Source organism: Desulfobacterales bacterium, assembly GCA_030066985.1.
Taxonomy (GTDB): domain Bacteria; phylum Desulfobacterota; class Desulfobacteria; order Desulfobacterales; family JAHEIW01; genus JAHEIW01.
Genome location: JASJAN010000022.1, coordinates 36,678 through 48,588 on the forward strand (window position 1 = coordinate 36,678; position 11,911 = coordinate 48,588).

11 protein-coding genes and 1 tRNA gene are annotated in these 11,911 nt (G+C 46.0%); 7 read left to right on the forward strand and 5 right to left on the reverse strand.

Annotated elements, in window-relative coordinates; genetic code table 11:
- The first annotated feature begins 23 nt into the window (after positions 1-23).
- Positions 24-815 (forward strand): enoyl-CoA hydratase-related protein, encoded by a 792-nt coding sequence (locus tag QNJ26_12440; GenBank protein MDJ0986344.1) that lies wholly within the window; start codon positions 24-26, stop codon positions 813-815.
- 45 nt (positions 816-860) lie between these two features.
- Positions 861-1,115 (forward strand): hypothetical protein, encoded by a 255-nt coding sequence (locus tag QNJ26_12445; protein ID MDJ0986345.1) that lies wholly within the window; start codon positions 861-863, stop codon positions 1,113-1,115.
- A gap of 18 nt (positions 1,116-1,133) precedes the next feature.
- On the opposite strand, the gene QNJ26_12450 is transcribed toward QNJ26_12445, so the two are convergent.
- The 4 genes from QNJ26_12450 to QNJ26_12465 all read right to left on the reverse strand — a co-directional run bounded on the left by QNJ26_12450 (position 1,134) and on the right by QNJ26_12465 (position 5,159).
- On the reverse strand, positions 1,134-2,963 hold the full coding sequence (locus QNJ26_12450; protein MDJ0986346.1) for a M48 family metalloprotease: 1,830 nt from the start codon (positions 2,961-2,963) through the stop codon (positions 1,134-1,136).
- A 358-nt stretch (positions 2,964-3,321) separates the two neighbouring features.
- Positions 3,322-3,852, reverse strand: coding sequence for an epoxyqueuosine reductase QueH (locus QNJ26_12455; protein MDJ0986347.1), 531 nt, complete (start codon positions 3,850-3,852; stop codon positions 3,322-3,324).
- Positions 3,849-4,532: a YggS family pyridoxal phosphate-dependent enzyme gene (locus QNJ26_12460; protein ID MDJ0986348.1), complete on the reverse strand. Its 684-nt coding sequence runs from the start codon at positions 4,530-4,532 to the stop codon at positions 3,849-3,851. Before QNJ26_12460 ends, QNJ26_12455 begins: the two co-directional genes overlap by 4 nt.
- 27 nt (positions 4,533-4,559) lie before the next feature.
- Positions 4,560-5,159 (reverse strand): Maf family protein, encoded by a 600-nt coding sequence (locus tag QNJ26_12465; GenBank protein ID MDJ0986349.1) that lies wholly within the window; start codon positions 5,157-5,159, stop codon positions 4,560-4,562.
- A gap of 698 nt (positions 5,160-5,857) precedes the next feature.
- Between QNJ26_12465 and QNJ26_12470 the strand changes: the two genes are divergently transcribed.
- The 4 genes from QNJ26_12470 (at position 5,858) to QNJ26_12485 (ending at position 9,979) form a co-directional block, all read left to right on the forward strand.
- Positions 5,858-7,369 carry an HD domain-containing protein gene (locus tag QNJ26_12470; GenBank protein MDJ0986350.1) on the forward strand — a complete coding sequence of 504 codons (1,512 nt, stop codon included), beginning with the start codon at positions 5,858-5,860 and terminating at the stop codon, positions 7,367-7,369.
- 223 nt (positions 7,370-7,592) lie between these two features.
- A tRNA-Leu gene (locus QNJ26_12475) sits at positions 7,593-7,680 on the forward strand.
- A 264-nt stretch (positions 7,681-7,944) separates the two neighbouring features.
- Positions 7,945-8,856: a GGDEF domain-containing protein gene (locus QNJ26_12480; GenBank protein MDJ0986351.1), complete on the forward strand. Its 912-nt coding sequence runs from the start codon at positions 7,945-7,947 to the stop codon at positions 8,854-8,856.
- 406 nt (positions 8,857-9,262) lie between these two features.
- Positions 9,263-9,979 (forward strand): alpha/beta fold hydrolase, encoded by a 717-nt coding sequence (locus tag QNJ26_12485; protein MDJ0986352.1) that lies wholly within the window; start codon positions 9,263-9,265, stop codon positions 9,977-9,979.
- Between the two features lie 66 nt (positions 9,980-10,045).
- Here QNJ26_12485 and QNJ26_12490 read toward each other — a convergent pair whose 3' ends face one another.
- On the reverse strand, positions 10,046-10,651 hold the full coding sequence (locus tag QNJ26_12490; protein MDJ0986353.1) for a hypothetical protein: 606 nt from the start codon (positions 10,649-10,651) through the stop codon (positions 10,046-10,048).
- Positions 10,652-10,983: 332 nt separating this feature from the next.
- Here QNJ26_12490 and QNJ26_12495 point away from each other — a divergent pair, with 332 nt between their 5' ends.
- Positions 10,984-11,838 (forward strand): neutral zinc metallopeptidase, encoded by an 855-nt coding sequence (locus QNJ26_12495; GenBank protein ID MDJ0986354.1) that lies wholly within the window; start codon positions 10,984-10,986, stop codon positions 11,836-11,838.
- The last annotated feature ends 73 nt before the right edge of the window (positions 11,839-11,911 follow it).

Sequence of the window (11,911 nt, forward strand, 5' to 3'; positions counted from 1 at the left end):
AATGCAAGGGAAGGAGATATCTTATGGCATACGAAAATATCATCTATCAGGTTGACGAAGGGATTGCGACCATTACCTTTAATCGACCTAAAGCCCTCAATGCTTTGAATGCCGCCCTTTTGGAAGAATTATCACAGGCCCTGGACGTCATTGAGACTGATGAAACGATTCGGGTTTTGATCCTTACCGGTGCTGGTGACAAAGCGTTTGTGGCCGGGGCCGATATTTCCGAACTGGCTACTTATAATTCATTGACAGCCAAGCTTTTTGCTCAAAACGGGCATGCCATTTTCGCCAGACTGCAGGCGTTGCCAATCGCTGTGATCGCAGCTGTCAATGGGTTTGCCTTGGGTGGCGGCACAGAAATCGCGATTGCCTGTGATTTTATTTATGCCTCGGAAAACGCTAAATTCGGTCAACCGGAAATCAATTTAGGGCTAATTCCGGGGTTTGGCGGCACGCAGCGTCTGCCGCGTTTAATTGGCGCCAATCGGGCCAAAGAGTTGGTCTTCACCGGTAAAATGATCTCTGCGGCCGAAGCCGAAAAAATCGGGTTGGCCAATAAAGTGGTTCCTGCAGATCAATTGATGGCTGAAGTCATGCAAACCGCCAGGGAGATTGCCGCCAAAGGAAAAGTCTCTCTAAGGGCTGCAAAACAGGCCATTAACCACGGTTTAAATACGGATTTGGCCACCGGCATTCACATTGAGGTCGAGGGCTTTGGCATGTGTTATGGCAGCGCCGACGCCAAAGAGGGCACAGCCGCATTTCTTGAAAAGCGCAAAGCAGATTTCAAAGGCAGTTTGAAGGATTAAGCAAACCCGGCTGCTGGCAGTCGCCAGTGACCAGAAGATTTGCTCATGGAAAATAAACAAAAATCCACATTTCAATTGATCTGGGGTCTTTTGCTGCTGATGGCCGGTATCGGAGTTTTCTTTCGGATTCCCCAGATTATGCCGGAAATAAAGAAGATTGAGCACTTTGGCCCCTATATGGTCTTTATCTATTTTTGTTTTTATTTAGTTGGTATTCTGCTGGTGGTCGGCGGCGGGAAAAAAGTATTTAATTATCTAAAAACAACAAAAGCAGAAAGCACTGGAGAAAATACAGAATAAGTGCTTTTGACATGCGATTTAAGGGGTTTTAGATTTACTTCGAAACTTTTCAAGTTGTTTTCTGTAGTAAGACCGATTTCCTTTCGCCAGCTTTAACGCCTGTTCACCGGCTTCAATGGCTTCAGCGTGCAATCCATTGACAAAATAGCTTTCCGCCAAAGTGTCATACACATGGGATGATGGGTTGAGCCCAATCGCCATTTTGGCCAGCAGCAAAGATCTTTCAGGATCGCGAAGCGATATATCTTCGCAGGTCGCATAAAACCACGCCAGGTTGTTGAGCACATGCGCATCATCTGATCGCAGCGCAAGGGATTTCTCGTAAGCTTCTTTTACACCCTGGTAATCTTCACGCTCGTAGTGCAGATCTCCCATGAGCCGGTACAAATTTGGATTATCCGGTGACTTTTGCAATTCTCTGACAATCACTTTTTCCAACACATTTTGATTCATCTTGCTGCCGATAACCCCCATATTGAGTTGATATCCCACAAGACCAATCAGCAATATGGCGACAAGGTAAACACCTATACTCTTTTTCACCTTCTGATCGTGGCGTCGAATCCAGCGTCTGTCGAATTCGCATTTTTGTAAATACTGGATACGTTGCCGAATAGAGAAATGGTGCCAGTTGGGTCGGTCGGCAGATTGCCCGCTGGTGGTCACAATTTTTTCAAGTGTAGAGATGAGCGGTTTTGCTGAATCAAAAAGAGAATATACATACGTATCTGCCTGGCGTTCGAAATTGCGCATATAGAATCCGAAAATGAAGCGAAAATAAACCAAAAAAACAACGATAATCACAAGGCTGAAAAGGGCTGAGAAGATGGTGGTCTGGTCAAAACCGGTTTTATTAATCAACCAGTAAACGGGCTCAGCATAAACCATACCAAAAAGAATGATATCAAAGGTCACGTAAGACAAAAGCATATAGCCGACAAAAAACATCAGGTAAAACATGAGGTGTTTTCTTTTAACATGTCCGATTTCATGAGCGATGACAGCGTCAATTTCTTCGGGTTCGAGTAGTCGCAGCAGGGAAGGGGTAACCAGGATGTAGCGAAACTTTTTGATTAAACCCATTACGCCGGCTGTAATCATTTTACCGCCGAATATTGGCCAGTATAGAATGTCAGCATAGGCAATGCCTGCTTTACGACATAGGCGTTCAATGCGCTGGCGATGCTCGCCGCTTTCGAGCGGTTTGCATCGCCAAAATTTTTGGATCATTGCCGGGCCGACCACCGCCACTGCAACTAGAAAAAGAAGAAAGTAAATGATCTCACCTTCGGTAGTCTCAAGAAAATGAGCCGGCCATTCAAAAGGCAGGGCCTTAATCAAGTCAGCGAAGCCGGAAAGAATCAGCCAGGGCAGCAATACCGGTATGGAAAAGGTAATATTGGAAAGAACATATGATTTTTGGGAGATGTCGCTGCGGTAAAGCTTTTTGTAAGGTCCATAGGCGCAAGTCCAAACGAGCGCGAGATAAAACACAAAAAGACCCAGAAACAGCAACGCTTCAAGGGTTGGAATGGTTGAAAATATGGGGATGTCGATGAAAAAAGATGGCAGACTGAGGCCGTAAATATCAACAGCGAAAATCAGAACCGCCATGATGGACTGCCGCATTAAAGTAGAATGAAATTGCGCGTCCAGCGCAGCAAAATCGTTACTCGTAATTCGCTTTTCGAGTCTGCGAAACAAAAATGTGGTGAAATAAAAGAATAGGACAATAAAACCAATGAAAAGCGTGACGGTTTCAAGGCCGCTAAAGTTGGTCTCTTCTGACGGTTGATAGGTCAGATAAATCAGCAGGACAACGATGAAGTATAGAAAATTTCCAAACATATATTTTCAGAATTGCTCAATTCGTTCGATTGGTTTTGTATGTTTAATTGGTTGGATTCGTCATTAAACATATGACTCAATTCAAGCAATCAAACCAATAAGACGAAACAGACTTTGAAACTACTCTGAAACTTTAATTTCGCATTCCGCAAGTTTATATTATAATCTTGACTGGTATAGAATGGCGTCTTTTAATTTATTAGTTGTTAAAGTCTGTATAAAGGTAAAAAACAATTTTTAAAATGAGAGATTTTTTCGTTGAGCAAGGCCGCACAAGGGTTTTTGCCTGAGGCGTACTTTGAGTACGTCGAAGGCAGAAACCCGCGGAGTACGCAGCTCAGCGGAAAAAGATCCATTTTTATTCTCTGTAATACCGTTCTTTTTCACTATATATACACCCACAGTACTGCTGGCGGTAAAGCCCCATTTCCTTGGAACAGTCAATGCCTTCTTTCCAGCCGGCGCGAAAGTCCTGATAAAGAAAGGGCACCCCCACCGATTTGCCGATGGATTCGCCCATCGACCGAATCAAGTCGTGCTGCTGCTTTTTGCTGTATAGCAATGTGGATGAGTAATAATCAAATTTCCCGCGCTTGGCGACCAGGGCGGTTGAGCGCAGGCGGTCATGATAGCAATACTGACAGCGCTCGGACTCCCGAAAAGCGACATTTTGAATAAACCCTTCCAGATCGTACCCTTCCTGATAAATGACTTTCACATCCATCTGTTCGGCGAAGACTTCCAGGGCCTCCTGACGCTTCTGGCATTCGGTATAAGGGTGGATATTATGGCGGTAAAAAAAACCCATCACCGCCAGGCCCTCTTTCCGCATTGTTTTAACAGGGTATACAGCGCAATTTGCGCAGCAGATATGCAACAAAACTTTCATTGTCTTTCTCCAAAGATGGCCGTGCCGATTCGCACCAGTGTCGCGCCTTCTTGGATGGCTACTTCAAAATCACCTGTCATCCCCATGGACAGCTCTTCCATGGACACATTCGAGATGCAGTGATCTTGGATGTCATCGCGCAGTCGGCGCAAGGCGGCAAAAAATGGCTGGACTTTTTCCGGCTGGTAAAAGTAGGGCGGCATGGTCATCAGCCCCCTGATGGACAGGTTTTTTAATTCGCTGACCGCTGTGATCAAATGAGCTGTCTCTTCTGTTGCAATTCCGGATTTTGTATCTTCTCCGCTGATATTGACCTGAATCAGGATCGGTTGAATTTTATCCACTTTAGCGGCCTGCTTGTCGAGTTCACGAGCCAGTTTAAGCGAATCCACCGAATGAATCAGATCAAAAAGCCGCACCGCATATTTGGCCTTGTTGGATTGCAAATGACCGATAAAATGCCATGAAACAGGGTATTGAACCAGGGCCTGAAATTTATCGCGCGCTTCTTGGACATAGTTTTCGCCCAAAATAGTGACGCCGGCCTCCAGCGCCTCTCGAACCCTGTCAGGCGCAATGGTTTTGCTGACCGCAACCAGTTGCACGGACCCCGCATCCCGTCCACAGCCCTCCGCCGCTCGTTGGATACGCTCTATTATTTGATCCAGTCTCTCTTTCATTTTAGATTCTAAACATAAGCATGAAGGTTAAAAATCTAAAGCAATCACACCTTCTTCAATCAGAAAGCTCATGACCTCGCAAACAGGCAGTCCAACCACATTGGTATAGGATCCATTGATACTTTTTACCAGAACAGACCCAATGCCCTGGATTCCATAGCCACCGGCTTTGTCAAACGGTTCACCGGTTTGAATATACCATTCGATTTCCGCATCGCAGATAATTTTAAAGCGCACGTCCGTTTTGACGACATCCGTAAAAAGCCGTCCGGTGCTTTTGCAACAAATACAATATCCAGTATAAACTTGATGGGTTTTGCCGCTCAGGCGTCTGAGCATATCTCTGGCAGCTTCTTTAGAATCCGGTTTGCCCAGAATCTGCTGCTCGGTGCACACAATGGTGTCGGCCCCGATGATCCAGCTATCCGGGTGTTTTTCAGATATATCGGTTGCTTTGGATTCAGCCAGTGTTCTGACAAAATCATCCGGATCAGATATTGTCACCCGTTGCTCGTCGACGTCACTGGGGATGACAGAAAAAGTAAGCCCCGCCTGTGCTAATAGATCTCGTCGCCGCGGAGAATTGGAAGCAAGAATTAGCTTGTTATGTTGTACCGCTTTATGCATCCCAGATGATTAACAAATCCATTGATTTTTGACAAGCTGTTGCCCGTCATCCCTTTATTAAAATTTTGAAACGCTCAGCCATGGTACAATTGCTGAGCGCTTGTCGAGGTCGAAGATCCGCCTCTGGAGGATTGCCGCCCTGTTGGGGCGAAGCTGAAAGCGAAGCCCAAAGCTACACTGCAGATGTCGTTCCGCCTTGTTGGGGCGTAGCTGAAAGCGAAGACCAATATAGTTTTCTATGCGGAATGGCATTTGACACTGCAGATGCGCTAGTCCGCCATACAGGTGGAGGATAAAGATCGATAAGCCCACAGGGTTTCAAATTTTAAATATAAGAAAGATCGTATTCCTTTATATAATGTCATCTTTTAAAATTTGAAACGTTCAACCAAGAAACCTGGGTTGAACGCTTGTTTAGGTTGCCGCATATACAAGGAAAATGTTGTTTGGCTATAGTTGACTATGCCAAACGGCATTTGACACAGTAGATGCGGTAAGATGGGCATGTCCGCAGGATTTCAAATTTTAAATAAAAGAAAGATCATAATCCTTTATATGATGTCATCTTTTAAAATTTGAAACGTTCAACCCAGGGAAAAGGTATTGTAATTAATAGTTATTTTTGATATTAAATATATTTACGCTCAGTTTCGGCCGTTATTATCTGATGTCATTAAACGCCAAGCCAACCCGTTGCCATGACAGATATGCCCCCCAAAAAATACCGTATCCTGGCTGTTGACGACGATCCGGCCATTTTGGACCTCTATCAGCAAATCTTAAACTCAGATGCCAAAAAAAATAACAGCACCGCTGTTTTCGAACTTGATTGCTGCTCTCAGGGTGAAGAGGCGGTGGAAGCTGTCAGACTTTCCATGGAATTCAAGCAGTCTTATGCAGTTGTTTTTCTTGATTTAAAAATGCCTCCTGGCCGGGATGGAGAATGGGCGGCAAAAGAAATCCTCAAACTGGACCCGCATACCAATATTGTGCTGGTTAGCGGTTTTATCCGCACCCATCCGGGTTCAACAGAAAAGCAACCCGATGCGCCTGATAAGCTGCTGTATTTGCAAAAACCGTTTCATCGCCAGGAAATTATACAATTCGCAACTGCCTTGAGCGCCAAATGGCAGGCAGAATTGGATTTGCGCAAACTTCACCTGGAAATGGAAAATTTGGTGGAGGAGCGCACGGATGCCTTGTTTAAAACCAATATAAAGCTGCGTAAGGAAGTTGTCAGCCGTCGCGAAACTGAAAAAGCCTTGCATACGAGCGAAATCAATTTCCGCAGTATGATTTATGCCAATGCGGATGGTATTTTAATCCTGGATGAGAACGCAATTGTGAGATTCATGAATCCGGCGGCGGAATCCATTTTCGGAACCAAAGCAGAGCACTTTGTGGGTCAGACCTTCGAGCATTTGATTTCTCCTGAAGAACCCACCGAGCTGGATATCACTATTGGTGATGGCACTACCATGGTGGCTGAAATGCGCGTTATTGAGACTGAGTGGAAAGGGAAAAAAGCCTATCTGGCTTCCCTGAGGGATATTACCAATCGTAAAGGCATGCAGCAGCAACTGCAGCTGAGTCTGGATCATATCAAAAAAGTAATGGACGGAACCATCCGAGCCATGGCCCTGGCAGTTGAGATGCGGGATCCTTACACATCCGGTCACCAGCACCGGGTGGCCGAGCTGGCTCAGGCCATTGCTAAAGAGATCAATTTGCCCCGTGGTGATGTTGAGGGGATATACATGGCGGCATCAATCCATGATATCGGTAAAATATCACTTCCTGCTGAAATTCTGAGCAAGCCGGTACAGCTTACAGAAATCGAAAGGAAAATGATACAGGCGCATTCAAAAGTGGGCTATGATATCTTAAAAGGCATCGATTTTTCGTGGCCGATTGCCCAGACCCTCTTACAGCACCATGAACGTTTGGACGGTTCTGGCTACCCTCATGGGCTCGGGCACAAAGAAATCTTGATTGGAGCACGCATTGTGGGGGTATCCGATGTGGTTGAGACCATGGCATCGCACCGGCCCTACCGTCCCTCGATCGGATTGGATAAAGCCCTGGATGAAATTTTCAAGAACAAGGGCAAGCTTTATGATGAACAGGTGGTCAATGCCTGTTTGACGCTGTTTAATGAAAAAGGTTTCGAATTCTCCAAACCCCAGCATGCACTAAATCCAAATCCATAAAATATTATCCCGTCTCTATAAAAAATCTTATTTTGTCGATATCGACGCATCGTTTAAGCGGGAAAAGATCTGCTCTGATGGGATCTTAGATTCCAAATTCCAATAACCAATAAGAAATAACGCTAAATGAGCGCTTGCGCCCAATTAGATCTTGAAAACCCGCCTTTATTCAGGTATCAGACCTTTTATCATTTTGGCGTTTTACAAGAAAACGCGCTCAAGCGCCCGGGTGGCGGAAATGGTAGACGCAAGGGACTTAAAATCCCTCGGTACAAAGTACCGTGCCGGTTCGATTCCGGCCCCGGGCACCACATACCACAGCCTTCAGAAAATCCATCTGAAGGCTTTTATTTTAGCATCTATGGGGAAAGTATCCGGATTTCCACCATATACTAAATTTCATCTTAAAAGCTTCATTTAATTCATCAATTTCTAAAGTTTGCTTTCAAGATCCCGATAAATAAAAAAACGAGTCTTGCTTTAAGTTATTACAATTATAACAATTTTTGATTCTCTAATAATTTATAAACAGCTGTGCGGCAACGCGCATAACTTTGTGCCGGTAGTCATTGTCTATGGAAAAGAGCCATATTTTAGATCTGGCTAAAACAGCCACGCTTGAAGAAAAATCTTTTCTTCACGCTGAGGACCGCCATCCCCATTTGGTGATTTACATTGGCAACAACAGTGGTAGCCGCTATAAGCTCAAAAACGGTTCTACGACAATTGGCCGATCGTCGCAGGCGGATATTTGCATTGAAGATGAACGGATATCCCGTATTCACTGCGTCATCGAATGGACCGGAGATACGATTACGATTGAGGATAAAGGTTCAACCAACGGTACATACGTTGATGCTCGCAAAGTAAGTCGCGCTGCTCTGCCGCCCGGTGTTCCCCTTCAGCTGGGCTATTCAATAATGAAAATTGAATATAAGACTGAAACTGAAATCCGATCGGAGGAAAGCCTTTTACACCGAGCTTCTTTTGATGCGCTTACGGAAATATTTAACCGCTATCACTTTACCAAACTTGCCTTAATGGAAATGGCTTATGCCAGAAGGCACCAGCTGCCGGTTGGCGTTATCCTGATGGATGTAGACAACTTTAAGCAGGTAAACGACATATACGGTCATCAAAGTGGTGATTTCGTCTTGGCGCAGTTTGCCAACACTGTCATTGAAAATAAACGCACTGAAGATCTTTTCGGCCGCTATGGTGGCGATGAATTTATTATTTTACCGCGCGGTGAGATTGGCCACGAAGGGATGCTTGAGCAGTGCGAGCGTATCCGTAAGGCGATTAAAAATTTTGAGTTCTGCTTTGAGGATGCATCTGTCAGAATAACCATCTCTCTTGGTTTTCATATAATTGAGATTGGAAAAAGTGATACCGAGACGATGCTAAATGAGTTGATCGACAAGGCTGACCAGGCCCTTTATCTTGCGAAAAAAAATGGCAGAAATAGAACAGAAAGCCTGCCTTAATATTCACGCTTCCTTTTTGCCCAATTTCAATTCATAGCTGATCCTGCTTAAAATCATACCTTGCGAACTGGCATGTCGGGTAAGTCGCAGGCGAAATCCGCCAGCTCTGTTGCGCACCTCGGCACACTTTAAAATGAGCTTGAACACTGGGGCCAATTCCCAGTCTGGGAAAATGAGGGTCTTTTTAGATGTTGAATTCACGATTCAATGCTCTGTGATACAACGCCAACAGAATACTTTTGACAGCACACCAGATGATTGATAAGTAATGAGTGGCTCAATCCTACGATGCCGCGTCACGACAACGGATAACCCGCGGAGGGTATCATGAGTTGATGATCAAACCCCATTTCTCAAGGTGAGAGATGGGGTTTTTGGTTTTTACCGCTAGTCAAAGGAGTCGGCTGTGGGACAGCATTTTGTATTGATTCATGGAGCTTGGCATGGACCATGGTGCTGGAAGGGCGTTATCAAAGCACTCGAGAAGGCGGGGCATACGGCCGAAGCGCCTGCGATGCCAGGGCATCGCCCGGAGGAGAAACGCTCTCAAATCAAATTTGATGATTATGTCAAGAAAATCATCGCTACCTTGAATCGGCAACCCACTCCGGTGGTGCTGGTCGGTCATTCCAGTGCCGGTTTTTTGCTGCAGTCATCAGCGCCCCTGGCGCCTGATAAAATTGCACAACTCATTTTCCTGAATGCATTTGTGCTACCCGATGGGCAACGGCAATTTGATTTGGTGCCCCCGGAAGCCGCCGAAGGCATGGCAGCTGCCGCCAAAGCCTCGCCCGATAATTGTGTTCCGGTTATGGAAGATTTTGTTCGCTATCAACTCATGGGCGGCGAGTCCAGGGCCATGCAGGATGCGTTGATCGCTCAATTGGTGCCGCAACCCCTGGCGCTTTTTACAACTCCGGTTGACACCAAAGATTTTGACAACCTGACATTACCCATAAGTGTCGTTTTGTGCAAAGACGATGTTTCTTTGCCACCGGGGGCTTACACGGAGATGGCGCAAGGCTTGGGGGATGTGCATTTGATTGAAGTTGACGGCAGTCATGAAGCCCTGTTTACTCAGCCGGATGTCGTTGCTGATGCGCTGATTCGGGCGCTCAAATAAGGTGGATAGTTGGGGTCACCATTTTGTGAGACCTGATGCATTACACGGCCAAGAAATGGTAACGTGCTAGTTCAGGTGTTCGAGCCTGCGAACAGCCATTTTTGCGCTGATCAAATTATAAATTAGTTTGCAAATAAAGATGAAAACGCCAGTCGCCAGAAAACCCAGCGGTAGCGCTTTAAACATCCAACCGAAATACGCCATTAATTGATAGGATTGCGGATGGACGCGACTGTTCTCAATTTCATAAATATAGCGGACTTTTCCATCACCACCGCCCGTCCAAAAATTCAGGGTTACCTGTGTGCGGCTAGCTGAGATCGCTTCGACGGTGTAATAGCCGCTGTCATATTCATCAATCTGCACCTGACCGTTACCGGGAATCTGATATAATTCTTGTTCGACAGTCCCGTCCTCTGTTAGATAACAAAAATCTATCTGAACTGCCGGATGACCGTCCTCTTGAGCACGTTCGATCAAAATTGGAAATGAATTTGGCCAATTATCCGTATCATAGGCGACAAACGATTTCTGTGACTCGGAATGGGCCACATAGGCATACATACCACCTGTGATGCCAAACAAGGCGCCAACACAAAAGGCGATGCGAAATACGGTTCGACAAATGTCTTTGGCAGTATCTTTTAAGCTGATGATCCCGTCGGGGGGCATTTTCTTCGTCATGTCATTAAAGATCGGTCACTTAGGTATTGGCGTTTAGCCAAAAGCCGTTAAAAAAGGTATCATCAGCGCTGACCCAAAATGGTTTGCCGCCCCTTTTCCTTTGGGTTGAATGCCCTGCTTCTGGGGGATTTCCCGACAAATTTTTTTGGCAAAATATCGGTTAATTAACCCAACTATTTCAAATACTTTATCATTTTAAATAGTTTGACTATCTAACAGGATGGAATCCGTATTTTGGCACAGAACTTGTCTTCCGTATAAAAGTGCAAATAATATAAAAGAACTTTTATCGAGATATCCCAACATTCCGGAGGTACGCTATGCGATGGAGAAGTGGCAGGAGAAGCACCAATATAGAGGATCGACGCCGGGTACGTGTGAGCCGCAAAGCCGCGGGGGGCGGTATAGGGATTGTTGTGATCGCGCTGATCGCCATGTACTTTGGCATCGATCCCAGCATCTTTTTAAGCCAGCAGGGGCCCACCAGCAGCATCAACACCCAGCAAACCACGCGACAAATTCCCGCGGCTGAAAACGAGCTGGCCGAATTCGTATCTGTGGTATTGGCCGATACCGAGGATACCTGGAAGGGCTTGTTCAGCCAGATGGGCAAAACCTATCGGGAGCCCAAGCTGGTTTTGTTTTCCGGTGCGGTGCAATCCGCCTGTGGCTTTGCCCAGGCGGCCATGGGGCCGTTTTATTGCCCGGCTGATCAAAAAGTCTACATTGATCTGAGTTTTTATCGAGATCTTAAAAATCGGCACGGTGCACCGGGTGATTTTGCCCAGGCCTATGTCATCGCCCATGAAATTGGACACCATGTTCAAACCTTGCTGGGGATATCGGAAAAAGTTCACTCGGCCCGCATGCGCGTCAGTCAGGTGGAAGGCAATAGGCTTTCCGTCATGCAGGAATTGCAGGCGGATTGTTTTGCAGGGCTCTGGGCCCATCATGCTGATCGGGCCCGTCAGGTTCTGGAAAAAGGGGATATCGAAGAGGCTCTGGGAGCAGCCAGTGCCATCGGTGATGATCGTCTGCAACGCAAAACCAGAGGGTATGTGACGCCGGATTCTTTTACCCACGGCAGCTCAGCCCAACGTGTAAGATGGTTTAAACAGGGTCTGAAAAGTGGTAGTGTTCTGGATTGTAATACATTCCGAGCCGATAAACTATAACCCTATTTTAAAGCCAGCGCATTAAATTTGGGTACAAAGAAACGCTCTCTGGCAGCGGGCTTGGCACGATCCG